The organism is Albidovulum sediminis (genome assembly GCF_025380365.1).
GTDB classification, from domain to species: Bacteria; Pseudomonadota; Alphaproteobacteria; order Rhodobacterales; family Rhodobacteraceae; genus Albidovulum; species Albidovulum sediminis.
The window spans coordinates 81,964-106,826 of record NZ_JAOCQF010000004.1 but is presented as its reverse complement, the minus strand read 5'-3'; the positions used below and the strand labels follow the sequence as shown (position 1 = coordinate 106,826).

The 24,863-nt window shown below is 67.5% G+C and carries 19 protein-coding genes; 7 read left to right on the top strand and 12 right to left on the bottom strand.

Going from position 1 to position 24,863, the window contains the following annotated elements; genetic code table 11:
* Window positions 1–3: 3 nt before the first annotated feature.
* The 7 genes from N5I32_RS21370 to N5I32_RS18490 all read right to left on the bottom strand — a co-directional run bounded on the left by N5I32_RS21370 (window position 4) and on the right by N5I32_RS18490 (window position 10,775).
* A complete protein-coding gene (locus N5I32_RS21370; RefSeq protein WP_261497428.1) occupies window positions 4–1,620 on the bottom strand; it encodes a GMC family oxidoreductase in 1,617 nt (538 codons plus the stop codon).
* Between the two features lie 90 nt (window positions 1,621–1,710).
* Entirely contained in the window at window positions 1,711–2,610 is a 900-nt protein-coding gene (locus tag N5I32_RS18515) for an NAD(P)-dependent oxidoreductase (RefSeq protein ID WP_261497427.1), read from the bottom strand.
* A 71-nt stretch (window positions 2,611–2,681) separates the two neighbouring features.
* Window positions 2,682–4,238, bottom strand: coding sequence for a trimethylamine methyltransferase family protein (locus tag N5I32_RS18510; RefSeq protein WP_261497426.1), 1,557 nt, complete (start codon window positions 4,236–4,238; stop codon window positions 2,682–2,684).
* A 94-nt stretch (window positions 4,239–4,332) separates the two neighbouring features.
* The gene (locus tag N5I32_RS18505; RefSeq protein WP_261497425.1) at window positions 4,333–6,777 is read right to left on the bottom strand and encodes a GcvT family protein; all 2,445 of its coding nucleotides are present in this window, start codon (window positions 6,775–6,777) and stop codon (window positions 4,333–4,335) included.
* Window positions 6,774–7,283, bottom strand: a complete 510-nt coding sequence (locus N5I32_RS18500) for an MDR/zinc-dependent alcohol dehydrogenase-like family protein (protein ID WP_261497424.1) — start codon at window positions 7,281–7,283, stop codon at window positions 6,774–6,776. Before N5I32_RS18500 ends, N5I32_RS18505 begins: the two co-directional genes overlap by 4 nt.
* Window positions 7,280–8,320, bottom strand: a complete 1,041-nt coding sequence (locus tag N5I32_RS18495) for an alcohol dehydrogenase catalytic domain-containing protein (protein WP_261497423.1) — start codon at window positions 8,318–8,320, stop codon at window positions 7,280–7,282. Before N5I32_RS18495 ends, N5I32_RS18500 begins: the two co-directional genes overlap by 4 nt.
* Window positions 8,321–8,327: 7 nt before the next feature.
* Window positions 8,328–10,775, bottom strand: a complete 2,448-nt coding sequence (locus N5I32_RS18490; RefSeq protein WP_261497422.1) for a GcvT family protein — start codon at window positions 10,773–10,775, stop codon at window positions 8,328–8,330.
* A gap of 194 nt (window positions 10,776–10,969) precedes the next feature.
* Between N5I32_RS18490 and N5I32_RS18485 the strand changes: the two genes are divergently transcribed.
* Window positions 10,970–11,848 carry a LysR family transcriptional regulator gene (locus tag N5I32_RS18485; protein WP_261497421.1) on the top strand — a complete coding sequence of 293 codons (879 nt, stop codon included), beginning with the start codon at window positions 10,970–10,972 and terminating at the stop codon, window positions 11,846–11,848.
* 4 nt (window positions 11,849–11,852) lie between these two features.
* Here N5I32_RS18485 and N5I32_RS18480 read toward each other — a convergent pair whose 3' ends face one another.
* Genes N5I32_RS18480 through N5I32_RS18460 form a run of 5 tightly spaced genes read right to left on the bottom strand, consistent with a single transcriptional unit; the run spans window position 11,853 to window position 16,498 of the window.
* Complete coding sequence (locus N5I32_RS18480) at window positions 11,853–12,272, bottom strand: hypothetical protein (RefSeq protein WP_261497420.1); 420 nt, start codon at window positions 12,270–12,272, stop codon at window positions 11,853–11,855.
* Window position 12,273: 1 nt separating this feature from the next.
* Window positions 12,274–13,176: a succinate--CoA ligase subunit alpha gene (sucD, locus tag N5I32_RS18475; protein ID WP_261497419.1), complete on the bottom strand. Its 903-nt coding sequence runs from the start codon at window positions 13,174–13,176 to the stop codon at window positions 12,274–12,276.
* Window positions 13,177–13,178: 2 nt separating this feature from the next.
* The gene (locus N5I32_RS18470; RefSeq protein ID WP_261497418.1) at window positions 13,179–14,357 is read right to left on the bottom strand and encodes a malate--CoA ligase subunit beta; all 1,179 of its coding nucleotides are present in this window, start codon (window positions 14,355–14,357) and stop codon (window positions 13,179–13,181) included.
* Window positions 14,358–14,367: 10 nt separating this feature from the next.
* Window positions 14,368–15,309: an HpcH/HpaI aldolase/citrate lyase family protein gene (locus N5I32_RS18465; protein WP_261497417.1), complete on the bottom strand. Its 942-nt coding sequence runs from the start codon at window positions 15,307–15,309 to the stop codon at window positions 14,368–14,370.
* 1 nt (window position 15,310) lies between these two features.
* Window positions 15,311–16,498: an aminotransferase class V-fold PLP-dependent enzyme gene (locus tag N5I32_RS18460; protein WP_261497416.1), complete on the bottom strand. Its 1,188-nt coding sequence runs from the start codon at window positions 16,496–16,498 to the stop codon at window positions 15,311–15,313.
* Between the two features lie 367 nt (window positions 16,499–16,865).
* Between N5I32_RS18460 and N5I32_RS21365 the strand changes: the two genes are divergently transcribed.
* From N5I32_RS21365 to N5I32_RS18430, 6 genes are all read left to right on the top strand, one after another.
* The gene (locus N5I32_RS21365; protein ID WP_261497415.1) at window positions 16,866–17,468 is read left to right on the top strand and encodes a response regulator transcription factor; all 603 of its coding nucleotides are present in this window, start codon (window positions 16,866–16,868) and stop codon (window positions 17,466–17,468) included.
* 265 nt (window positions 17,469–17,733) lie between these two features.
* The gene (locus N5I32_RS18450; RefSeq protein ID WP_261497414.1) at window positions 17,734–18,990 is read left to right on the top strand and encodes a DEAD/DEAH box helicase; all 1,257 of its coding nucleotides are present in this window, start codon (window positions 17,734–17,736) and stop codon (window positions 18,988–18,990) included.
* Window positions 18,991–19,207: 217 nt separating this feature from the next.
* Entirely contained in the window at window positions 19,208–19,420 is a 213-nt protein-coding gene (locus N5I32_RS18445; RefSeq protein WP_261497413.1) for a hypothetical protein, read from the top strand.
* Window positions 19,410–20,975, top strand: coding sequence for a hypothetical protein (locus tag N5I32_RS18440; protein ID WP_261497412.1), 1,566 nt, complete (start codon window positions 19,410–19,412; stop codon window positions 20,973–20,975). The genes N5I32_RS18445 and N5I32_RS18440 overlap by 11 nt, the downstream gene beginning before the upstream one ends.
* A gap of 3 nt (window positions 20,976–20,978) precedes the next feature.
* The gene (locus N5I32_RS18435; RefSeq protein ID WP_261497411.1) at window positions 20,979–22,472 is read left to right on the top strand and encodes a hypothetical protein; all 1,494 of its coding nucleotides are present in this window, start codon (window positions 20,979–20,981) and stop codon (window positions 22,470–22,472) included.
* The gene (locus N5I32_RS18430) at window positions 22,469–24,391 is read left to right on the top strand and encodes a hypothetical protein (protein ID WP_261497410.1); all 1,923 of its coding nucleotides are present in this window, start codon (window positions 22,469–22,471) and stop codon (window positions 24,389–24,391) included. Before N5I32_RS18435 ends, N5I32_RS18430 begins: the two co-directional genes overlap by 4 nt.
* Window positions 24,392–24,863: the final 472 nt, after the last annotated feature.

Genomic DNA, 24,863 nt, shown 5'->3' with positions numbered 1-24,863 from the left:
CCTTCAGCGTGCGTCCTTCAGGATGCGCTCTGCCCCCAGCCATCCCATCAGGATCGACGGCGCATTGGTATTGCCGCCGATCAGCGTTGGAAAGGCCGAAGCGTCGCAGACGCGCAACCCGTCCACGCCGCGCACCCTTAGATCGGGATCAAGCGCGGAGGTCGCCGCGTCCTGCCCCATGCGCACCGTGCAGGACGGGTGAAAGACCGTGCCCGACCGCGCCCTGAAATCGGCGATCAGGTCGTCGTCGGACTGCACCCGCGGCCCGGGTCGCAATTCCTCCGCGATGAGAGAGCGGATCGGATCCTCGGAGGCGATGCGGCGCAGGAACTTCACCGCCAGCAGCATCTCCTCGACATCGTGATTGGTGGAGAATGCGTTCGCCACGATCCGCGGCGCCGCGAACGGGTCGCCCGACTGCAGGGATATCTCCCCCCGGCTGGTCGGGCGGCAGTTGGACAGCCCGATCGACAGGCCGGAGAAGGGATCGGGCGTCAGCAGCGGCCGCTCGCCCTCACGCGGGATCAGGGTCGAGAAGGCCTGGAAATAGAGCTGCATGTTGGGCCGCGGCAGGTCCGGCGCGGTGCGGAAGAACCCGCCCGCGTGGTTGATCGACTTTGCCAGCGGACCCGATCCGGTCAGGAAATACTTCATCCCCACCAGCATCTTGCCCCACCAGGGGCGCAGGATGTCGTTGTAGGTCGGCACCTTCATCCGCCAGGTGTAGTTGATGCCCTGGTGGTCGTTCAGGTTCCGGCCGACAGCGTCGTTGCCCGCCAGCACGTCGATGCCGTGGTCCTTCAGATGCCCCGCCGGTCCGATGCCCGACAACATCAGAAGCTGGGGCGAATTGATCGCACCGCCGGACAGGATCACCTCGCGTCCGGCGCGGGCCTTGTGCAGTTTGCCCGCCCGGTAATACTCCACCCCGACCGCACGCCGCCCCTCGAACAGCACGCGCGTGACATGGGCATGGGTCAGCACGGCAAGGTTCGGCCGCTTCATCGCGGGCCGCAGGAACGCGCGGGCCGTCGAATTGCGCCGCGCACCCTTGATGGTCATCTGGTAGACGCCGACACCTTCCTGTTCTGCTCCATTGAAATCCTCCGTTCTCGGCAAGCCGGCCGCTTGGGCCGACCGGAGATAGGTTTCCACCAGCGGATGCAGGTCGCGCCGGTTGGCCGAGATGAAGAGCGGCCCGCCCGTGCCGCGCAGGTCATCCCCGCCTGCCTCGTTGTCCTCGATCGCCCGATAGGCCGCGCGCGCCGCGTCCCAGCCCCAGCCGGCACCCGCCGCGGCCTCCCAGTCGTCATAGTCGCTGCGGTGGCCGCGGATCCAGACCATCGCGTTGATCGAACTCGACCCGCCCAGGATCTTGCCGCGCGGCCAGAAATCCCGGTTGCCCGCGAGCCCCGGATCGGGTTCGGTCCGGTACATCCAGTTGACATCCGGATTGAAGAACAGCTTGCCGTAGCCGAGCGGCAGGCTGACGAAGAAGCGCCGGTCCGACCCGCCCGCTTCCAGCACCAGCACCCTGTGGCGCCCGTTTGCCGACAGCCGTTCGGCAAGGACCGACCCCGCGGACCCCGCGCCAACGATGATGTAGTCGAACCCGTCCACCTCAAACTCCCCAAGGTCTGGCCAGCGCCCTCATGCACCCGGCCGGGCGGGATTGCAGTCCGATCCGCGACCGAACGTGTCGCTTCGGGATCACTCCAGCCGTGCGGGGAACCCCGGCGCGCGCAGGTCGGTGCCCAGCAGATCCTCGAGCAACTTGGCGATCATGGGCGACTGCGCCTTGCCGCCGTAGGCCGCCCTCGCCGCGACGTAGGTCTGGTTCGTCATGCTCGCAAGGTCAAGCGGCACGCCGAATTCCTTGCCGAAAGCCAGCGCAAAGCCCAGGTCCTTCAGCGCGAGGTCAATGTCGAAGGCGATGTCGTAGGACCCGTTCAGGATCAGCGCGCCTTCGGTTTCATGCACGAAGGAGTTGCCCGACGACGCCTGGATCGCGTGCCAGGCCTGGCCAAGATCCAGCCCGCCACGTTTCGCCAGCATCAGCGCCTCGGAGCAGGCCTTCAGGTGGATGAAGGCCAGCATGTTGGTGATGACCTTGATGATCGAGGACGACCCCAGCGGCCCCATGTGGAAGATGCGGTTGCCCATCGCCTCGAACGCCTTCCAGTGCAGTTCGACCAGGTCCCTGTCCCCGCCGGGCAGCATCGTGATCTCGCCCCGCGCGGCCAGGTGGACGCCTCCGGTCACCGGCAGTTCCAGCATCCGCACGCCACCCGCCTCGGCCACCTTGGCAAAGGCCAGCACGTCGTCGCGGCCAAGCGTCGACATCTCGATCCAGGTCGCGCCCGGTTTCATCGCCGGCAGGATCTGGTCAAGTACCCTGCGCGTCACCGCAGGCGAGGGCAGGCAGGTGATGACGTGATCCGCGCGCGCCGCGGCGTCGGCCGCGCTGTCGGCCCAGTGCGCGCCGGCCGCAACCAGGGGTTCGGCCGCTTCCCGGTTCAGGTCGAAGACCGTCAGTTCGAACCCGGCGCGTTGCAGGCAGGCGGCGCAGTTCGCGCCAAGGTTGCCAAGGCCGATATAGGCGTAGTGCATTTCGTGTTTTCTCCTCCGCGGCCCTGCCGCCGCCCGCGCCCCACGCGCGGGCCGGCCGGCGCCGCCGGTATCTAGTCGTTGAAGTAGATGTTGAACTTGGCTCGGATCGCCCGATCCAGGTCCGGGGCGATCTGGCACCCGGCCGAGGCCAGTATCTCGTTCTTGCGCCGGATCGCCTGGTCGAGAAGCATCGGCCGTTTCGCCTCCACCCATTCCTTCGGGCTCATCCGGTTGCCGATCGCGGGATAGACATACTCCGTCTGCATCAGGCTCAGCGTCTGGCCCGACCCGAGGTAATGCCCCGGCCCGCCCAGGCAGACCTCCTTCATCGCCTCGATCGAGGTCGAGTCCTCGTTCACGTCGATGCCGCGCACGCAGCGCAGGACCTGCCCCAGGATGTCGTCGCCCAGCACCAGCGACTCGAGGCAGAACCCCAGGAGCGAGGCGTGCATGCCCACGGATTCGTAGACCATGTTCAGCCCCGAAAGACCCGCCAGCGTGTTGGTGATCGCCTGTTCCCAGCCGGCCTGCATGTCGGGAAGCTTGGAATCCGAGATCCCAGCCGCCGCCCCGCCCGGCAGGTTGTAGAACCGGTGCATCTGCGCGCAGCCCGCGGTCAGCAGCGCTTGCTCGGCGCTGCCCCCCGACATCGCGCCGGTGCGCAGGTCGCTGACGAAGGGCCAGGTTCCGAAGATCGCCGGATGGCCCGGCGCCATCGCGTTCACATAGACCACGCCCGCCAGGCATTCCGCCACCGCCTGCACGATGGCCAGCGCGATGGGCGCGGGCGCGGTCGCCCCCGCCTGCCCCGCCGACAACAGCAGGATCGGCATTCCCGCGCGGATCAGCTTCTCCATCGTGATGCAGCTTTCCTCCGCGAACTTCATCGGCGGAACGACAAAGCAGTTGGAGTTCGAGATGAATGGGCGCGCGCGCCACCTGTCCTCTCCGCCCGCGATCATGTGGATCAGGTCCATGCAGCCCTCCACATGCGCGGGGTCGCTGAACGAAGTGCCGACATGCTTCGTCGTCCCCGCGCAGCAGGCGTAAAGCGTGTTCGCATCCATCTCGAAATTGTCCAGCACGTCGCGGCACACCATCGCCCGCTGGAAGAAGTGGACGTTGTCGAGGTTGTGCGTAATCCGCGCCGCGTCATACAGGTCCTGCGCGGTCGAATCGCGATAGGTGTTGGTCTCCAGATCGACGATGTGGACCGCCGCGCCCGCTGTGCCGAAATGCACCTTCGACCCGGACAGGTGCAGGTCGTGCCTTGAATCGCGCCCGTAAAGCGTGATGTCGCGCGCGGCCACGGCCAGCATGTCCTCGACCAGCGCGCGCGGGAAGCGGATGCGCCCGTCGTCGCCCCGGATCGCCCCGGCGCCGGTCAGGATCTCCACCCCCGAGGCGGGCGCATTGGCCAGCCCGATCACCTCCAGCGCCTCAAGCGCCGACTGATGGATGCGGGCCACCCCGGCATCGCTCAGCGGCCGGTACTGCCCGCCCTCCAGGCCCGCCCGGATCGGGCGCAGGTTCTCCGCCAGGGGTGCGGCCCTCAGCGCGCGGCGCGCCTCGCGCCCGCCTGCCCGCGCCGCCCGCCGCGGCTCGCAATTCAGCGCATCATCCGACATCTCGTCTCTCCCGAAAGCGCTCTGCTTTCATTCTGGTTCAAATACTCCGGGGGTCCGGGGGCAGCGCCCCCGACCTCTGCCCCCGACCTCCGCCTCAGGCCCGCACGCGTTCGCCCTTGGGATCGTACATCGGCGCCAGCGACATCTCCGCCCCGACACGCCGCCCGGCCACCTCGATCTCGTAGCGCGATCCCAGCAGGTCCTCCGCGCCCTCGCCCCGGCAGGGCAGGTAGCCCATGCCGATCGCGCCCCCGAGGTGATGGCCGTAGGCGCCGGAGGTGAGGTGGCTGACGATCCTGCCGTCGCGGATCACCGGTTCGTTGTGATAGACCATCACCTCCGGGTCGGTCAGGCGGAACTGCACCATGCGCCGGTCAAGCCCCGCCTCCTTCTTGCGCAGGACGGCATCCCGGCCGATGAAGGCGGGCTTGGTCGTGCGGACCGCAAAACCCAGGCCCGCTTCGAGCACGTGATCCTCGCAGGTGATGTCGTGGCCGAAGTGGCGGAAGGCCTTCTCGATCCGGCAGCAGTCCATCATGTGCATGCCGCAAAGCTTCAGCCCCATCTCCGCTCCGGCCTCGCGGAGCGTCTCGAAGACATGGGCGGCCATGTCGGAGGACACGTAGATCTCCCAGCCGAGTTCACCGACGTAGGAGACGCGATGCGCCCGCGCCAGGCCCATGCCGATCTCGATGTCCTGCGCGGTGCCAAACGGATTCACCTCGTTCGAGAAATCATTGGGGCTGACGGCCTGCATCAGCTTGCGGGCATTCGGCCCCATCACCGCCAGGACGCCCTCGGCAGAGGTCACGTCGGTCAGGACCACGTTGAACTCGCCGATATGCCGGCGCATCCAGGCCTGATCCCGCGGCCGCGTGATGGCAGGCGTGACGACCAGATAGGCCGTCTCCGACAGCCGCGTCACCGTCACGTCGGCTTCGATCCCGCCAGTCGCGTTCAGGAACTGCGTGTAGACGATGCGGCCTGCGGGCACCGACATGTCCGCGCCGCAGATGTAGTTCAGGAACGCCTCGGCATCGCGCCCCTCGACCCGGATCTTGCCGAAGGAGGACATGTCGTACATGCCCACATTGGTGCGGATCGCCCGGTGCTCTGCCGCCGCGTTGTCGAACCAGTTCTGCCGCCCCCAGCTGTAGCGGTATTCCCGTTCCTGCCCTGCGTTGGCGAACCAGTTCGCCCGTTCCCAACCGCCGATCTCTCCGAAGACCGCACCCTCCGCCTCCAGATGGGCATGGAAGGGCGTCCGCCGCACCCCGCGCGCGGTCGCCTTCTGGCGATAGGGGAAGTGGTCGGCATAAAGCAGGCCGAGCGTCTCCTTCGAGCGTTCGAACAGGTAATGCAGGTTGCCCTGGAATGGCTGGTTGCGCGCCACATCCACGTCGCCGACGTCGAACGGCTTCTCGCCCGTGTCCATCCACTGGGCCAGCGCCATTCCCGCGCCCCCCGCCGACTGGATGCCGATGGAGTTGAACCCGGCCGCGACCCAGAAGTTGTCGACCTCGAGCGACTGGCCGAGGTTGTAGGCGTCGTCGGGCGTGAAGCTTTCCGGCCCGTTGAAGAAGGTGTGGATGCCCGCCTCGGCCAGCATCGGCAGGCGGTTCACCGCGCGTTCGAGGATCGGCTCGAAATGGTCGAAGTCCTCGGGCAGCTGGTCGAAGCAGAAATCCTCGGGGATGCCGTTCATGCCCCAGGGCTTCGCGTTCGGCTCGAACGCGCCCAGAAGGTACTTGCCCGCGTCTTCCTTGTAATAGGCGCATTCGTCGGGCACGCGCAGCACCGGCATTTGCGTCAGGCCGGGGATCGGCTCGGTCACGATGTAGAAGTGCTCGCAGGCATGGAGCGGCACGTTGACGCCGGCCATCCGGCCGACCGAGTGGCCCCACATGCCGGCGCAGTTGACGACATGGTCGGCGGCGATCGTACCCTGCTCGCCGTCCTGTTCCCAGGCGACGGATTTCGCGCGGCGCCCCTCGACCTTGACGGCGGTGACCTTCACGCCCTCCGCGACCAGCGCGCCGCGCTGTCGCGCGCCCTTGGCCAGCGCCAGCGCGATGTTGGCCGGATCGCCCTGCCCGTCGGTGGGCAGCCAGACGCCCGCCTTGACGCCGTCGATATTGAGGTGCGCGTAACGCTCCTTCACCTCTGCGGGCGACATCTCCTCGACCGGGACCCCGAAGGCCCTGGCCATCGAGGCGGACCGGAAAAGCTCTTCCTTGCGTGCGTCGGTCAGGGCGACCGAGACCGAGCCCACCGTGCGCACGCCGGTCGCCAGGCCCGTCTCCGCCTCAAGCCCGCGGTAGAGGTCGGCGGAATACTTGGCCAGCCGCGTCATGTTGGCCGAGGCGCGCAGCTGCCCGATCAGGCCCGCCGCGTGCCAGGTCGTGCCGCAGGTCAACTGCCTGCGTTCCAGCAGCACGACGTCCGTCCAGCCGAGCTTGGTCAGGTGGTAGGCAACCGAGCAGCCGACGACGCCGCCACCGATGATGACGACGCGGGCGCGGGTTGGAAGGGGGGTCATTTCGCGGACTCCTTGCTGACGGATACAGGGGGGACCGCGCGCAGATGCGGCGCGGCGACAAGCGTGATGAACCCCGCGAAGACTTCGCGCGGGGGATGGGGATGGAAAAACGCGGCCAGTTCGGCGAGCACGACACGGCGCCGCTCACCCCGCCGCGCGGGCTCCGCTATGGCGCCGGGGCGCGTATAGTGCCCGCCCGGCCTCAACACGCCCAGATGCGCCCGCCAGCCAACCGAAGCGGCCAGGTCGATCACTGCGTCGAAGGACATCTGCGCAGGGCCGGTCCCGGGGGCGTCCCGTTCGACCGAGGCGCCGAGAGTGTCGGCAAGCCTCTCGCAGGCGAGGCCCGTGGCGCTTGCCCGGTCGACGATCAGCACGCGCGAGCCCGCGGTCACACCGGCCTTGGACAGCAGGTTGTGCGCCATGCCGAAGGCCATCGGCGCGATGCCGGGCCAGATGGCCGGAAGGTCGCGTTCGGCCGTGCCGGTCAGGAGCCTGAGGGTCATTCCGCGCCCCCCTGATCAGGCAGCAGCACAAGCTTGCCGGGATAGCGCCCCGACTGCAGGTCTGCCTGCGCCTCTCCGATCCGCCGCAGGGGATAGGTCCGCGACACCAGCGGCCGGACACGGCCCGCATTGACCAGGTCCACCAGCGCGCCGAAGGTTTCACCCGACTGGCGCGTGCAGCCGAGGATCGTCAGGTCGCCAAGATACAGCGTTCTGAGGTCCACCTCGACCACCGGGCCGGCGATGGCGCCCGAGGTCGCGTAGCGCCCGCCGGGGCGCAAGGCCCCGAGCCGGGACTGGACACCAGGACCGCCAACGACATCAATGACGACATCGAAGGCGTTCTGACCCAACGGCACGTCCCTGTTGATCGCATTGGCCCCCGTTGCGCGCACCATCGCCGCCCGCGCCGCCGAACACTGGCCGGTCACCCGCGCCCCGCGCAGCAGTGCCAGCTGCACCGCCGCATGTCCGACCCCGCCCGAGGCGCCTGTCACCAGAACGCGGTCGCCCTCTGCCACCCCGGCGCGGCTCAGCAGATTGTGGGCGGTGCCATAGGCGCAGGGGATCGCCCCCAGGTCGACATCGCCCAGCGGTGATGGCGACACGTCGAACAGGTGACGCTCCGGCACGACGCAGTATTCGGCGAACGCGCCGTCGTATTCCGACCCCAGCGCAACCATCCGGTGCGGATCGTCTGCCGTCGGCTCGGACTGGTTGATCGGGCAGATGACCCGTGCCCCGATCGCGATCCGCCCGCAGCCCGCACCAAGGGCAACGACGCGGCCGCAGAGGTCGCCGCCCTGGATGCGAGGAAAGCCGATGCCGCCGCTCCAGCCGCCTTCGCCGGCTTCCTCGCGCGCATACCAGCCCACGCGGGTGTTGATGTCGGTCGGATTGACTCCGGCCGCCAGCACCCGGACCAGCACCTGGCCGGGGCCGGGCTGCGGCACCGGAAGGTCATCCCTCCAGACCAGCCGCTCCGGGCCGCCATGTCCGGTCAGCACGACGCCACGCATGCGGGAGGGTATCGACATCCCGTCCTCAGGCCCTGATGCGCTGGTTTTCCGGATCCCAGAGCGGGCGATCCTCCTGCACCACCGCGCGGTGACGCTCTCCGTAGATCTCCACCTCGATCTCGGTTCCCGGCACCGCCAGGTCGGTCCGCAGCATGCCGAGAGCGATGGACTTGTTCACACGATAACCCCAGCCGCCCGAGGTGGTTTCCCCCACCACCTTTCCGCCATGCCAGAGGGTCGACATGTAGGGCGCGTCACATTCGCCGGCCTCGACGATCAGCGTCACGAAACGCTTCTTCACGCCTCTCTGCTTTTCGGCAAGCAGGGCCGCCTTGCCGGTGAAATCCTGTGGCTTGTCGAACTTGACGAACCGGTCAAGCCCGCCTTCCAGCAGGCTGTAGTCCGTCGACAGGTCGCCCTTCCACGCCCGGTATCCCTTTTCCAGCCTGAGCGAATTCATCGCCCACATGCCAAAGGGCTTCGCCCCCCATCCGATGATCGCGTCGTAGATCGCCGGCATGTTCTCGGGCGTCGCGTGGACCTCCCAGCCCAACTCGCCGGGGAAGCTCACGCGGTACATCTCGCAGTCCCTGCCGGCGAGTTTCGCGTTCTGGATCGACAGCCACGGCAGCGTCAGGTCGGCGTGATCGGCAATCGCGGTGAAAAGCTCACGCGTCCGCGGGCCGGTGACGATCAGCGTATCCATCTGGCCCGAACGGTCGGCCAGTGTCAGGCCGGGCACGAGGTGTTTTCTCAGCCACTCGAAATCGTGCCATTGCGCGACCGAGGCCGTGATCAGCGTGAACCGGTCGCCGCCGTGGTTCAGGACCGACATTTCCGTCAGGATGCGGCCGCGGTGGTCGGGGAAGTAGGCCAGGCTCAGCCGGCCTTCCCTGGGCAGAGCGCCAGAAATCTGTCCGCGCAGCCAGTCGCCCGCACCGTTCCCCGAAAGCTCATAGCGCGAGAAACCCGGCAGGCTGAGAACGCCCACATGATCCCGCACCGCCTCGCATTCCTCGCGGATGCGCGCCTCCCACGGGCCGGCACGGTTCCAGGTCTGCGTAGTCTCCTCGCTCAGGTCATCGCCGGGCCTGGCGAACCAGTTCGCCCGTTCCCAGCCGTTGTAGGCACCGAACTGCCCGCCCAGCGCCTTGACCCTGTCATGGACCGACGAAAGCCTGCGGTCGGGCGCGGCGGGCCAGCGATGCCAGGGGAAGTGCATGGCGTATTCGTGGCCGTAGACCTCCTTGCCCTTGGCGACGCAATAGTCGGGGTCGGTGTAGCCGGTGAAGCGGCGCGGATCGCAGGACCACATGTCCCACTCGGTCGCGCCTTCGGTGATCCATTCGGCCAGCACCTTGCCCGCACCGCCGCCCTGGGCGATGCCGAAGGTGAAGACGCAGGCCTCGAACGCGTTCGGCACGCCGGGCATCGGACCGATCAGCGGGTTGCCGTCTGGCGCATAGGGGATGGGGCCGTTGATGACCTTGCTGACGCCAGCCTCGGCCAGGACGGGAACGCGTGCCAGCGCATCCTCGATGTAGAATTCAAGCCTGTCGAGGTCGTCGGGATACAGTTGGAAGCTGAAGTCGTCCGGCATCGGATCGGCGGGCGTCGCCCAATGCGCGCGGCAGTTGCGCTCATAGGGGCCCAGGTTGAAACCATTCTTTTCCTGCCGGAGGTAATAGGAGGTGTCGACATCGCGCAGCAGCGGCAGCTTGTGGCCGACGCCCTGCGACCAGTCCTTCACCGCCTGCACTTCCTCAAACAGCAGGTACTGGTGAGACATCACCATCATCGGCACGGTGCGCCCGCCGAAGGGCTTGAACCATTCGCCGACCCGTTGCGCGTAGTAGCCGGCCGCGTTCACCACGTATTCGCATCGAATATCGCCCTTCGGGGTGTGGACGATCCATTCGCCATCCTTTCGGCTGACCCCGGTCGCCGGGGTAAACCGCAGGATCGTCGCGCCCATGTCGCGCGCGCCCTTGGCCAGCGCCTGCGTCAGCTGCGCGGGGTCGATGTCGCCGTCGGCGGGATCGTAGAGCGCGCCCTTGAGGTCATGCGTCTCGAGGAAGGGATACTTTCCCTTGATCTCGTCGACGCCAAGCACCTCGATATCCATGCCCTGATACCGGCCCATGCCCTTGGCACGCTGGAATTCCTGCATGCGTTCGCGCGAATGCGCCAGCCGGATCGAGCCGGTGACATGGTAGTTCATGGGGTAATCCACCGCCGCGCCGAGGCCACGGTAAAGCTCGGTTGAATAGCGCTGCATGTTCATCAGCGACCACGAGGTGGAGAAGGTGGGGACGTTCCCCGCGGCATGCCAGGTCGAGCCTGCGGTCAACTCGTTCTTCTCCAGCAGCACGCAGTCCGTCCAGCCCGCCTTCGCCAGATGGTAAAGCGACGAGACGCCGACCACGCCCCCGCCGATGATCACCACGCGCGCTGTCGAAGGCATGCCACTCATTCTTCACTCCCGATCCGGTTTGCGCGCGAGTATCGCGATCTGCGCCGTGCCTTTCAATTCGTTCATTTGCGTATTATTGATCGAAAAGTCCGATAAGTAACCACCGCGCCAAATCCCGGCCCGGCCGCATCCCCGCGGACCGGCTGGCCGGGCGATCAGCGCGCCGTCAGGGCTCCGCCACAGGAAGCATCGCCATGCAGATCGAACTGATCGACACCTTCCTCGACCTCTGCGAGACGCGCAGCTTCAACCGCACGGCGGAACGGCTGGGCGTCACGCAGTCGACCGTCTCGGGCCGTATCCGGACGCTCGAGTCGGCTCTCGGCCAGCGGCTTTTCATCCGCTCGCGCGCGGGCACGTCGCTGACCTTGCAGGGCATGCGGTTCGAGCCGCACGCGCGCAGCTTGCGTCTGGGCTGGGCCGAGGCACGCCATGCGATCAGCCAGAGCGGGGGCCGCGCCTCCACGGTGCGCATCGGCATCCAGCACGATCTGGTCGGCAGCCACTTCTCCGACCTGATCCGCGCTTTCCGCATCGCGCTCCCCGACACCTCGTTCTTTTTCGAGGCCGACTATTCCGCCCAGATGTGCGCCGACCTCACCACCGGGGCCGAGGATCTGGCCATCCTCTTCTCGCCCCGCTTCCACCCCGATCTCTATTTCGAGCCGATCGGTGAGATCACCTACGAGATGGTCTCGACCGAGGTCGACCGGCTGGAGCATGTCCGGCGCGAAACCTACATCCTGCCGCACTTCTCCGACGCGATCCCGCACGCGCACGCGGCACTTCACCCGGCGCTGGCCACAGCGACGCTGTCGATCGGGCAGAACGCGGCGATGGTCAGCCTGATGCGGACGATGGGGGGAAGCGCCTATGTGCTGCGGGAATCTGCGGGCGCGCTGGTGGCCGACGGAACCTGTCGCCGCGTGATAGACGCCCAGCCGATCCCTCAGGCGGTGTTTCTGGGCGTGAACCAGCGCCAGCGTCACCGGCCGGTGCAACGCAGGCTGTTCCAGATCCTGCGCGAACACTTCCGCGCCCCCGATCCTGCCGCAGCGGCAAAGCGCGGCTGAGCCCTCAGACCGCGACCACGAAGACATCGGCCGGCGCCGCGCGACCCTTCAGTTGCGCGATCCGGCCGGAATCGTGACCATGTGGCGCGAGGATCACCACCTGATCGCCCGGCCAGGCGAGGTCCAGCGAACGGTCCAGGACCGCCGCCGCATCCGGCCCCGAGAGGACCGGAACCGCGGGCGCCCCGGCCCAGACCGACAGACGCAGAGCCGGAACCGGCCACTGCGTCAGGGCAAAGACGGTGTCGGCCTCGCAAAGGTCCATGGCCTCGGCCAGGGCCGGCAGCGCCGCGTCCCCAAGCGCCACCAGCGTCAGGAACCCGGACGGCTTCAGGATGCCGGGTTGCTGCGCCTGCGCCCAGCGGAGCGCGTCCGCAGGGTCGCGCAAGGCGCGCTCGGCCGGAAAGGCGTGCGCCGCGTACATCTCAGCCCGCCCGCTGCAGGGGACGCGCCAGCATCGCCGCGACCGTCTCGCCGAAGGACGACGGGGTGGGCACGATCGCCACGCCCGCGTCGCGCAGGATCTCGACCTTTTCCTGCGCCGATTCCCCGAAGGCCGAGACGATGGCGCCGGCATGGCCCATGCGCCGGCCCTTCGGCGCCGAGAGACCGGCGATATAGGCCGCAACGGGCTTCGTCATGTGGTCGCGGATATAGTGGGCGGCCTCGGCCTCCTGCGGGCCGCCGATCTCGCCCACCATGACGACGGCGTCGGTATCCGGGTCGGCCTCGAATAGTTCGAGGATGTCCTTGAAGGACGACCCGTTGATCGGATCGCCCCCGATCCCGATCGAGGACGACACGCCGATGCCGCGCGCCTTCATCTGGCTGGCCGCTTCATATCCGAGCGTGCCGGAGCGCCCGACGATCCCGACCCGCCCCGGCATGTAGATGTGCGGCGGCATCAGCCCCGCGAAGGCCTGTCCGGGCGTAATGATGCCCGCGCAGTTGGGGCCGATCAGACGCATGCGCCGGTCCGCCCGGTAGCGGCGCATGAAGCGCTTCACCCGGATCATGTCCTGCGCCGGTATACCGTCGGCGATGCAGACGGTGGTGCGGATGCCCGCGTCCGCCGCCTCCATGATCGCGTCCGAGGCGAAGGGCGGCGGCACGAAGGCGATCGCCACCTCGGCCCCGGTCTCGGCGACCGCGCCCTTGATGGTGTTGAAGACCGGCTTGCCAAGATGGGTCGTGCCGCCCTTGCCTGGGGTGACGCCGCCCACGACATTGGTCCCGTAGTCCATCATCTCCTGCGCGTGGAAGGTGCCGATGCGGCCGGTGAAGCCCAGGATGAGAACGGGGGTTTCCCGTTTGATCAGAATGGCCATGGTCAGGCTGCCTTTCTCTGGCCGCGCCAGGCCGCGACCGCCTTTTCGGCGGCTTCGGCCAGCGTTTCGGCGGTGGTGATGTCCAGTCCCGACTGCGCCAGGATCTCTCGCCCCTTCTCGACGTTCGTGCCCGAAAGGCGCACGACCAGCGGCAGCTTCAGGTCAAGCTCGCGCACCGCGCGCACGACGCCCTCGGCCACCCAGTCGCAGCGGTTGATCCCCGCGAAGACGTTGACGAGGATCGCCTCGACGCCCGGATCGTTCAGGACCGCACGGAACGATTTCAAGATGCGTTCGGGCGAGGCGCCGCCGCCGATGTCGAGAAAGTTCGCAGGCTCCCCCCCGGCCATCTTGATCATGTCGAGCGTGGCCATGGCTAGGCCTGCGCCGTTCACAATGCAGCCGATCTGCCCTTCGAGGCCGATATAGCTGAGCCCGCGGTCCGAGGCGAAGGTTTCCCGCTGGTCCTCCTGGCTCTTGTCCCGCAGTTCCGAGATTTCCGGACGCCGGAACAGCGCGTTGTCGTCGAACGACATCTTGGCGTCGAGCGCGACGATCTCGCCGGCGCGGGTCACCACCAGCGGATTGATCTCCACCATGGTGGCGTCATAGTCGCGAAAGGCCCGGTAGGCGCCCATGATCGTCTTGACCGCCTTCTGGATCAGCGCCCCGTCCAGCCCCAGAGAGAACGCGATCTCGCGCGCCTGGAAGGTCTGCATGCCCACCGCAGGGTCGACAACGACGCGGATGATGCTGTCGGGGCGGTCGGCCGAAATCTCCTCGATCTCCATCCCGCCCTCGGCTGACGCGACGATGCAGATGCGCTCCGCCTTCCGGTCCATGACGAAGCCAAGGTAGATCTCCGAAGCGATGTCGGAGGCTTCCTCGACATAAAGCCGGCGCACCAGCTTGCCCGCCGGGCCGGTCTGGTGCGTGACCAGCCTGCGGCCCAGCATCGATTCCGCTGCGGCAGTGATCTCCGCCTCGTTGCGGCAGAACTTCACGCCGCCCGCCTTGCCGCGGGCACCGGAATGGATCTGCGCCTTGACCACCCAGGCATCGCCGCCGATCTCGAGCGCGCGGTAGGCCGCCTGCTCGGGGCTGTAGGCGATGGCCCCGCGCGGGATCTCGACCCCGCATTTCTCCAGCAGCGCCTTGGCCTGATATTCGTGAATGTCCATGGTCCCCTCCTCATCCCGCCGCGGCGATGGCGTCGGCGACGACGATGACGTTGCGCGCCATCCGCTCGCTGGCCGCGTCGATCATCTTGCCGTCGAGCGCCGCCGCGCCCTTGCCCTCGGCGGCGGCCTTCTGCAGTTCCTCGATGATCCGGCGCGCACGGCTCACTTCGGTCGCGGGCGGCGAGAAGACATCGTTGGCAAGCGCGATCTGGCTGGGGTGGATCGCCCACTTCCCCTCGATGCCGAGGGCGGCCGCACGGCGCGCCGAGGCGACGTAGGCCTCGGGGTCGGAGAAATCGCCAAACGGCCCGTCGATGGCGCGCAGACCATAGGCGCGGCAGGCAACCGTCATGCGCGACAGCGCGAAATGCCACTGGTCGCCCGGATAATCGGGGTTCAGCCCGCCGATCACCACCGTGCGTGCGCGGTTAGACGCGGCATAGTCGGCAACCCCGAAATGCAGCGCCTCAAGCCGGCCAGGCGTCGCCGCGATCGCCTCGACGTTGGCCATGCCAAGCGCGGTTTCGATCAACGCCTCAAGCCCGATCCGGTGGGTAAAGCCCATGGCCGTCTCGATCTGGTTCAGCATCGCCTCGACCATGTAGAGGTCCGCGGGCACGCCCACCTTCGGCACCAGGATCGTGTCGATGTGCCGGCCCGCCGCCTCGACGATCTCCACGACGTCGCGGTACATGTAGTGGGTGTCGAGCCCGTTGATGCGGATCGACATGGTCTTGCCCCTGGCCTTCCAGTCGATGCCGTTCAGCGCCTCGATGATGTTGCGGCGCGCCGCGATCTTGTCAGGCGGCGCGACCGCATCCTCGAGGTCGAGGAAGATGTAGTCGGCCGCACTCGCCGCCGCCTTCTCGATCATCGTCGGGTTCGACCCCGGCACGGCCAGTTCCGACCTTTGCAGGCGCTGCTTCTTCAGGGGGTGAAGGGTATGGCTCATCTCAGGCTGCCTTCTGCTGCGCCGTTCCGGCTTTGCGATAGTGGGTGATGGCGGCGGCAAGGCCCGACCCGGCCTCGATCCGCGCGCCGTTGTCGAGAAGCGCGAGCTCGGCCGCGCCGATCGCGCCCAGAAGCATGACTTCGTTCAGCGAGCCGAGGTGCCCGATGCGGAACGCCTTGCCCGAGAGCCGCGCCAGCCCCGCGCCGAGCGAGGTGCGATAGCGTTCGTAGGCGGTGCGGATCACCGCCACGGCATCGACCCCGTCCGGCACCCGGATCGTCGTGACGGTGTCGGAGCGGACCTCCGGCGCCGCGACGATCGCGCAGCCATTCCACGCCTGCACTGCCGCGCGCACGCCCTCGGCCAGATGGTTCTGGCGGGTCCAGACATTCTCCATCCCCTCGGCCAGCAGCATGTCGACCGAGACACGGAGCCCGCGCAGAAGCTGGGTTGCGGGCGTATAGGGGAAGTAACCCGTGTCGTTCAGCCGGATCATGTCGGAGAACTCGAAATAGGCCCGGCGCATCGTGGCCGTCCGGGCCGCCTCCAGCGCCTTTTCCGATACCCCCAGAAGGCCGAGGCCCGCCGGCAGCATGAACCCTTTCTGCGACCCGGCCACGGCCAGATCGACCCCCCAGGCCTCCATCTCGAACGGGATCGAGGCGATCGACGACACGCCGTCGACCAGAAGCAGCGCCGGGTGGCCCAGATCATCGAGCACCGCACGCACCGCGCGCACGTCCGAGGTCACGCCCGTCGCGGTCTCGTTCTGGGTCACGCAGACCGCCCGGATCCCGTGCGCCCGGTCGGCGCCCAGGATGCGGGCATAGTCCGCGACCGGCACGCCATTGCCCCATTCGACATCTACCACCTCGGCCCTGAGGCCCAGCCGTTCAGCCATCTCGACCCAGAGGCCCGAGAACTGCCCGAAGCGCGACATCAGCACCTTGTCACCCACGCTCAGCGTGTTGGTGAAGGCCGCCTCCCACGCCCCGGTGCCTGAGGACGGAAACACGAAGACGCGCCCCGTGCGGGTCCGGAAGACCTCACGCAGGTCATCGAGCAACGGTTTGACGAAGGCCCCGAAGTCCGGCGCCCTCATGTCCTCCATCGGCAGGTTCATCGCCTGCCGGACGGGTTCGGGCACGTTGGTCGGACCGGGAACGAAAAGATGGGCGTAACCATGCATGGGCTGTCTCGCGTTCTTGTTGACGGCTTCAGCCCACCGCGAAACGCGACCCCATGGACCCTCACGCCGGATAGGAGTGCGGGCCGCGAAGGTGCCGTTTTGATCCGTCCGGGTAGGGCCGTCTACCCGGACGGAGGGGTTAGCGGTAATGCTGCACCTGCATATTCCTGATGCCTGTAACCGACTGATTTTGAATACATTCGTGTACAATGGCGAAAAGTTTCCGATGGTGGACAGCGGGGCGGGATTCGGCGTCGAAAACGCCGGGAATCGCCCGCGAACTGCCGGAATCGGTGGATGGCAGGCGCGCCCGCACGTGCTTTCCTTTCGCCTGCCCCGCATTCGGGAGAGGGGCGGGAGGGGCCGGGTGAACATCGTCATCGCCGATCAGAGGAAACTTGTCTGCGACAGCGTGCAGCTGCTCGCCTCCTCGCTGCCCGGCGCGACCGTGCTTGGCCAGGCGCAGGACCTCGCGCGGGCCGAGGGCCTTGTGACAGCGGCGCCCGAACCCGTGACGCTGATCGCCGGCGTTCAGCTTGGCGGCGGCGACATCATTGCGCTGCTGCGCCGCTGCCGCGGTCGGGGCCGCATGCCGCGCACCATCGTCCTCATCTCTCCGGGCGAACTGAACTACGCGCGCGAGGCGTTACGGGCGGGCGCGGGCGCCGTCTGCCTGCTCGACGACCTCTACCAGAAGCTGCCGCAGATCCTGGCCGCGCAGGCCGAGGGCGTCGTCGCCCTGCCCGCCGCGTTGATGGCCCGCATCCTTGCCGACCCCGCCGACCGGCTGACCAAGCGCGAGCACGAGATCATGGCGCTGATCAAGGAGGGGCTGACGAACTTCCAGGTCTCCGCCCGCCTCGGCCTGTCGGAGAACACCGTCAAGTACTACCTCAAGACGATCTACCAGAAGCTTGACGTGCCCACGCGCACCGCCGCGATCGCCCGCTACCTGACCGAGGATTATTGAGCGTCGGCCGACGCGAGGACTTGACACAGGGCACGTCAGGGCGCATGTGCACAGCGTCGCTGCGCTGCCGCGTGAGGTAGCCGCGTTCCCATCCGGGCGCATCAGCGACGCGATCTTCCGGTTCCCATCACGCAGGGTTCTGACCGTCCGGCCGGACAGGCGCACGCAGCGCAGGTCCAGAGGCAGGGGCGCAACCCTCGCTCGCCACGCGTTGCCGTGGCCCAGAAATCCCGTGCCCGACCGGCACGGCCTGAAAGGACCTTTCTTGTTCGACTTCGACATGCTCGGCCTCGCGCCGGCCCTGACCGCCGCCCTGAAGCGCGCCGGTCTTTCCGAACCCACCCCGATCCAGAACCAGGCGATCCCGCTTGCGCTTCAGGGTCTCGACATCCTCGGCCTTGCGCAGACGGGCACCGGCAAGACGCTGGCCTTCGGCCTGCCGCTGGTCGATCACCTGCTTGCCCAGCCGGGCCGGCCCGCACCCAAGACGGTCAAGGCGCTGATCCTGGCGCCGACGCGCGAACTGGTGAACCAGATCGCCGACAGCCTGCGCGTGCTCACGACCGGCACGCCGATCCGCATCTTCACCGTCGTCGGCGGCCAGTCGGTCGGCCGGCAGATCGAGACGCTCAAGCGCGGAACCGACATCCTGGTTGCCACGCCCGGCCGGCTCATCGACCTGATGGACCGCGGCGCCGTCGACCTGTCCACGGTCCGCCATCTGGTGCTGGACGAGGCCGACCAGATGCTCGACCTCGGTTTCATCCATGCGCTGCGCAAGATCGCCCCGCGCCTGGGTACGCCGCGCCAGACCATGCTGTTCTCGGCCACCATGCCGAAGCAGATGGAGGAACTGAGCCGCGCCTACCTGAAGGACCCCCGGCGCGTGCAGGTCGCCCCGCCGGGCAAGGCCGCGGACAAGGTCACGCAGTCGGTCCACTTCATCGACCGCGCGCGCAAGCCCGAACTGCTGCGCGACATCCTCTCCCGAGACCTGAGCGCGCTGACGCTGGTTTTCGCGCGCACCAAGCACGGGGCGGAAAAGCTGATGAAGGATCTGGTCGCCGACGGCTTCAACGCCGCCTCGATCCACGGCAACAAGAGCCAGGGACAGCGCGACCGGGCGATCAAGGCGTTCCGCGACGGGACGGTGACGACCCTCGTCGCCACCGATGTCGCCGCGCGCGGCATCGACATTCCCGGCGTCGCCTATGTCATCAACTATGATCTGCCCGAGGTGCCCGACAACTACGTGCACCGGATCGGCCGCACCGCCCGCGCCGGCCGCGAGGGTGAGGCCATCGCCTTCTGCACGCCCGAGGAGGCCGATCAGCTGCGCGACATCCAGAAGCTGATGAAGATCGACATTCCGGTTGCCAGCGGTCAGGCGCCGCGTTCCGGCGGTGCTGCGCGCGAGCCCTGGCAGAAGCGCGGCCGCGGCCAGAAACCCGCGCCGATGGCCGGCGACAAGCCCGCGGCGAACTCCAACCGCCGCCGCCAGCGCCGTCATCGGGCCGCCTGAGACCGGGCAGGCGGGTTACGGGCGGGCTGCGTCCTGACGAACCCGCCCATAGCTGCGGCCTTGGCTGGCCCTGCGGCCTTGGCCGGGGCCCATGATGTGGCGGAAGGGCAACGCCCGCCGCCGCATTTCACGATGTCCCATTAGCGCTTGATGGGACTGTCATTCTGCCGAATTCTTGCCGCCGGTCATTCCTGTCGGCATTTGTCTCGGCCCCTGCATGGATCTTGTACGGCTCGTCTTCGATCGGCTGCATCGCGCGGGTACGCCCGATGCAGCCCGGCGTGCCGCGATCTATGAAGAATGCCGCACCAAAGTCTCGGCCCTGCATCCTGATCCGCGCCAGCGCGAAGCGGCACTTTTGTCGCTCGAGAAGGTGATCCGCCGACAGGAGATGCAAGCCCTGTACGAGGAGCGCAGCCTTGAGCGTTGATCCCCAGCCCGCACAGTCCGACGACCTTTATGAACGTATCGGCTTCCGGCGACTTGCGGACGGAGCCGAGGCCCCCGGCACCGTCGGCTGGCGCGAAGGGCCCGACAATCGGGTTGCCTTCAAGGTCTGGGACGGCCCGTCCTTTTCCGCCGGGGGAGAGACCCTGGCAACCGCGCTTTCCGACGCGCTGCGCGGGATCAGGGGCGAAGGCTACCTTCCGCTGATCGCGGCGGTGCTGGCCGACCCTCCGGCGGCGCCTCAGGACAGGCTGAAACCCCTGGACGCCGCCGGGTTCGACCGGGTCGCTGAGACGGCGGAGCCCCGTGATGCGGGCGACAGGCCCCGTTTCCAGCCGGTGCTCTGGCTGCTCGTGGTTCTCGTGCTTCTGGCCATCCTGTGGCCGGTCCTGACGCGCGCCGAGCTGCCGCTGGCGGGACGAACCGTGCCCTTTCCGAACGCGCCATACCTCTGGCGCTACGACGGGCCCGAGTTCGACCCGTCCTCCGCATCGGAGGTTTCGATCGTGCGCCTGCGCGCGCTTGCGAAAGAGGCCGGGGATACCGCCGCCACCTTCGACCCGACGATTTCCATCCTCGACGGGCCCAGTGAAACCGTCATCGCGCGCTATGTGATCGCGGGCGGGTCGTTCTGCGACCACGAGGACGACAATTGCGAGATGGACGGCATCTTCCCCGTCATCCTGGCCGGAACGCCGCAGGAACCCATTCTCGCCGCCGTCACGCATATCGGGGACCAGGGGCAGAAGCTCTCGGTCTTCCGCCCGCTCCGGGATCCTTCCGCCGCAGTGTTCGAGACGACGGCAGACCATGCGGTCAGGATCAGCCCGCTGCCCGGTGGACTTTTCGTCGAGACGGAGAGGGCCGACAACGCAGGCAACCTTCACCGCGGCATGCAGATGTGGGTGGACGGCAGCGACAGCGCCTGCGCACCCGCCCCGACGACCGCGCTTCCGGACCCGCCTCCTCCGTCGGCACATGCCGCAGCGCTTGAGAACGACCTGCGCAGGATCGCCCGCAACCGCGATCTTGCGGCCTTCGTCGACATGCTGACAGACGATGTCCTGGTCAGCTTCGGCGGCGACGGCGGCCGGCAGGAGTTCCTGTCCTCGCTCGACCACGACGGTGGCGAGGCGACATTCTGGGACACGCTCGACCAGCTTTTGGCGCAGGGCGGATGGAACGGCGCGGACGACCCCGAAATGGTGACATGGCCCTGGTACTTCGCTGCCTGGCCTTCGGAGGATGACGGCTATGACGCCTATCTCGGCGGCCCCGACCTGACCTTGCGCGCCGGGCCGGACGAACGCGCCCCGGTTCTGCAAACGCTGGGCTTCGGCGTCCTGCGGTTCGCCGCGCCGGAGCCGGATGACGATGCGATCGACTGGCATTCCTTTGGCTGGCTGCCGGTTGCAACGCCCGATTTCTGCCTCGGTTATGTGCAAGCACATCGGGTCTCGCCGCTGCTCGGCACGCGCATGATCGCGCGTCTCAAAGCGGGTGAGTGGAAGATCGAGGCCTTCGTGGCCGGGGACTGAGGCATGCAGGCTTCACCGACGTTCGCGCGCATTCTTTGCATAGGTGCCCTGGTCGGCTGTCCGGTCGCCCCGGCGGAGGCCCAGTCGCTGCCAAACACCTACAGGGGTTCGGACAGTTCCCATGTCTGCGCCGGCGATCCGCGCCTTTGCTACAACCAGACGCGTATCGCTGAGGCTTTCCACACCGACGGCGTTCTCGTCGCGCCAGGTTCGCCGACGGTTCAGGGCGAGGTCCGATGGGCTGCGGGGCTGCTGTACGGCGAACCGGTCGTCGACATGCGGCTCCGCTGGGAACCGGGGGCGATCACCAACCACCTGAAGCCCATCTATGCCAAGGCCGACCCGATGCTGGGCGTACGCAGCGCCGATAGCGAGGCCGCGCAGCAGTTGCGCCTTTACGACGCCAAGGCGCGGCTGACGGTGACCTACGGTTTCGCGGACTACACGCTCGACGCCGACCTTGGCGTACCGGGCAGGCCGGGGGGCGAGGAAAGCTATAACGTCGCCGGCAGCCCTGACTGGTCACGGCTGTTCCGCGACCGCGACGGAAACTTCGTCTCCGCGGAGCAGGCGCGGGAGATATTCCAGTCCGGCGCGCTCGACACGGCCAGCGCACGGATCACCCAGGCCCGCATCGACACCTCGAAGTTCGAAACCTGGTGGCTCGACAGGAACGTCGAACGCTACGCCGGCCCCCTGCGCGATGCGATAGACGCGCGACTCGACGCGCTTGGCAACGCCTTCGACCTGCCGACCGACGAGATCCGGGCAGAGATCGCGGCACTGGGACCGGGGCTTTCGGGCAGGGCGCTTGTCGGCAAGCTTGAGGATATCCTCTTCAAGCTGTCGCCCGACCGCATCCCGGCCAAGTTCATGGGCGAAGGCCCCGACAAGCTCTGGCGGCTCAAGGCCTATGCCGACCGGATCGCGGGCAGCGAGGCGCGGTTGCGCGACGCGACCGAGGGGCTGCCGCCGATGCCGGGAAGTTCGGCCGCCTACGACACCTGGCGCGACCAGATCGGCCTCCGGCTGACGCAGGACGCGGAACGGCTGGCGCGGCTTCAGGGGCTGCAGGACGAGGCCGACCGCCTGGCGCGCGAGGCCGAGGAGGCACGGCGGCGGGAAGAGGAACGCCTGGCCGCCGAAGAGGAGCGCCTGCGGCAGGAAGAGGAATGGCGCGAACAGCAGGAATGGGAGGAACAATCCGAGGGCTTCGACTGGGGCACCGCGCTGTCGGAGGCATTCGCCAGCACGGACTGGGGTTACGGGTCCGACACCGGCTTCACCGTGCCGGGCTACTACTACCAGGGGATATACATCGGAGACTCGTCTTCCGAGAGCACTCGCTCATCGGATAGCGGCGGCAACCATTGCGGCTTCAGGTATCCCGTTTTCGAGAAAGGCGAAAAGGTTTTCCGGGACGACGAAACCTGCACCGGCGAAGAATATGCTGAGCAGATCGGGGCGGAGCAATGGACTGTCGGGGAAGATCAATGAGTAACGCCCCTCACCCATACGACCAATCCATCGCCGACTGGATGGCGAACCGAAGCTCCGAGGATGCCTTCAACCCGGTCGAACACCTTGGCTTTCTTCGGCGTGCGACAGAAGACGGACTGGTCAGGGCCGGTCTTTCCGGCACCGCGTTCGCGGCCGAGATGGCGCTTTTCGACGCCGCCGCGATGCGGGTCTTCGCGGGCAAGTCGGCGCCGGAGGCGGCAAGGCCCTCGCCCCCAAAACCCGCCACCCCCAATCCCGCCGCACCGGAACCCGATCCTTCCGAAATGGCGGCGTTGACGGCGGAGTATGAAACGACCCTGCGGCAATGGACGTCGGAGGTGCTGGACCCGCATTTCCGGGAAGGTGCAAATCCTGCGGACCGCCTGAAGGCCCTGCACGGATTGATCGCCCAGGCCAGAAAGGCGGCCGAAGACAAGTTGGCCCGGCTGGGCAAGTCCCCGCGGGCAAGCGCGCAGGAACTGGCGGCCTTCGACGCAGCCGGCCGCCGGTTGGCTGAGGCAGAGCAGCAGGGCTGGCAGGAAAAGGTCACGCGGTGGCGGGCGCATCGGCGCCTGAACCTGCGCCAGAGACTGGTGCTGCTTTGGATTTCCACGGCGATGGGCGTGGCTGCCTTCGGGCTGATGGCCGCGATCTTGAGGCCGCTCTGGGAGATACGGCAGCTCGAATTGGCCAACCTGGTCTCTGTGGCCGCGGCAGTCGGGGCCTGCGTCCTAATTGCGGCCATGCTCAGGATCGCGGACGCGATGCGCGCGCGCTGGAGCCTGTGGATCTGGTTCATCCTTGCCTACGCGATGTCCGGCCTCGTGGTGGTCCTGGCCCAATGGGTGCATCTGGCGGCCGAAGGCCTGGGCGCAGATTACATCGCGCTTGCCTGGCCTGCCGCGGGGGTGGCCGGTGCGCTGATGGCCGGGCTGTCTGTCGGGGTGATCCGGCGCTACTGGCGCGGCCTGTCCCCTGCACGGCTGCGCGCGGACGGCGAGTCGTCCCTCGCGTTCGAGCTTCTGCTGGTCGCCCTTGTGGTCCTGGTGTTCCAGATCGGGGCCAGGGTGCTTCTTGGCTGGGGGCCCGGCCCGTCCTTCGTGGCCGGCCTCTTCGTCGCCGGGCTTATGGTCCGCCTGGTGCCGGATCGGGAGATCAGCGTTCTTTTCGTGCCGGCTGTCGCGGCTCCGCTCGGGCTACTGGCAGCCGAGATGCCGGCCAGCGGTCTCAGCGTGATCACCATCCTGGCCTTCGCGCTTGTGGCCGGCATGGTGACGCACCTGGCCTGCCGCCTGGCACGGGCTCGCCGCAGCACCTTCTTTTCGTCGCTGACCGCGGCGGCGCTGGCGCTTATCCTGGTCGTCGCCCCGACCGACCCCGCGCCGGCGACGCGCGGGGCGGAGTGGCTTGGCCATCCCTTGCGTCCGGCGGCACACGCGCTCATGCGCGGCTACGACTTGCTATACCGCGAAACACCGCTGAGGCCGGTCCTCTCAGCCGTCTCCGGCTTTCGCAGCGGCAAGGCCAGCGCACGGCTTCTGGGCCTGACGCAGGATCCGGTCAACCGTTCGATCCTTGCAACCGTCGAGATCCTCAATCTGGGCGAACGCGGGATCGACAAAGTGGCGATCGAGCTCGGCAAGGCCGCGCTGCTGCAGGCCGGCTGCGGACCCGCGCGGGCGGAGGTGTCGCTGTCTCCTCCGCTCTGGCCGGGCGACAGCCGGCGGCTGACGGTCCGGGCCGAGTATCCGGAGACTTGTCCCGCTTCCGATGATCCGGATGTCGCGCACACGCTCGAGGCCCAACTGCCGGGACAAGGGCGCGATGCTTCGCTTCGTGTCCTGGTGATGAGCACACGTCCAAACGACCCTGCGGCTCGCTTCCGGACGGACGCCCGTGCATGGCTGGGTCTTTGACGGCCAGCCCGCACTTCAGGAGACCCCGGCCCTTGACCGGATAGGCAGAAAGCAGGTCGGCCGGTTCTGGTTAACCGCGGAGCCGCCCTCGAGGAAGGAGGCCAAGCTAGCCGGTGCTTATGTTCAGAGGCGGTGCCATGGCGGCTCCGGGGAACCGGATCAGCCCTTCAAATTCACGCAAGGCATGGATGGGAGCGGAGGAGGGATTTGAACTCCCGACACAAGGTAGATACTTCCTCTTTGGCATTTTGAGTTTCCGCTAGAAGCTTGCCAACTAAGTCGATATCATCCCAACAATATCAATGTATTAACTTGAATTTCTCAATCGGCCCGATGCCTAGCTTCCCACCCGGTTCCCACGATCTCCCCAACATCTCGTTGCTATAGATCACGCAAGCAGAGCGATCTGCGAGCAATGGGAAAGGTGACAATGATGGCAAGAAGAACCTGTGAAGATTCCCAGCTGGCGAAA

Bases quoted from the DNA above. Each gene is read 5' to 3' on its own strand.
- N5I32_RS18490 (WP_261497422.1), bottom strand. From the start codon at position 10,775: ATGAGTGGCATGCCTTCGACAGCGCGCGTGGTGATCATCGGCGGGGGC.
- N5I32_RS18465 (WP_261497417.1), bottom strand. From the start codon at position 15,309: ATGAGCCATACCCTTCACCCCCTGAAGAAGCAGCGCCTGCAAAGGTCG.
- N5I32_RS18515 (WP_261497427.1), bottom strand. From the start codon at position 2,610: ATGCACTACGCCTATATCGGCCTTGGCAACCTTGGCGCGAACTGCGCC.
- N5I32_RS18485 (WP_261497421.1), top strand. From the start codon at position 10,970: ATGCAGATCGAACTGATCGACACCTTCCTCGACCTCTGCGAGACGCGC.
- N5I32_RS18510 (WP_261497426.1), bottom strand. From the start codon at position 4,238: ATGTCGGATGATGCGCTGAATTGCGAGCCGCGGCGGGCGGCGCGGGCA.
- N5I32_RS18500 (WP_261497424.1), bottom strand. From the start codon at position 7,283: ATGACCCTCAGGCTCCTGACCGGCACGGCCGAACGCGACCTTCCGGCC.
- N5I32_RS18460 (WP_261497416.1), bottom strand. From the start codon at position 16,498: ATGCATGGTTACGCCCATCTTTTCGTTCCCGGTCCGACCAACGTGCCC.
- N5I32_RS18470 (WP_261497418.1), bottom strand. From the start codon at position 14,357: ATGGACATTCACGAATATCAGGCCAAGGCGCTGCTGGAGAAATGCGGG.
- N5I32_RS18445 (WP_261497413.1), top strand. From the start codon at position 19,208: ATGGATCTTGTACGGCTCGTCTTCGATCGGCTGCATCGCGCGGGTACG.
- N5I32_RS18435 (WP_261497411.1), top strand. From the start codon at position 20,979: ATGCAGGCTTCACCGACGTTCGCGCGCATTCTTTGCATAGGTGCCCTG.
- N5I32_RS18480 (WP_261497420.1), bottom strand. From the start codon at position 12,272: ATGTACGCGGCGCACGCCTTTCCGGCCGAGCGCGCCTTGCGCGACCCT.
- N5I32_RS18505 (WP_261497425.1), bottom strand. From the start codon at position 6,777: ATGACCCCCCTTCCAACCCGCGCCCGCGTCGTCATCATCGGTGGCGGC.
- N5I32_RS18430 (WP_261497410.1), top strand. From the start codon at position 22,469: ATGAGTAACGCCCCTCACCCATACGACCAATCCATCGCCGACTGGATG.
- sucD (WP_261497419.1), bottom strand. From the start codon at position 13,176: ATGGCCATTCTGATCAAACGGGAAACCCCCGTTCTCATCCTGGGCTTC.
- N5I32_RS18495 (WP_261497423.1), bottom strand. From the start codon at position 8,320: ATGTCGATACCCTCCCGCATGCGTGGCGTCGTGCTGACCGGACATGGC.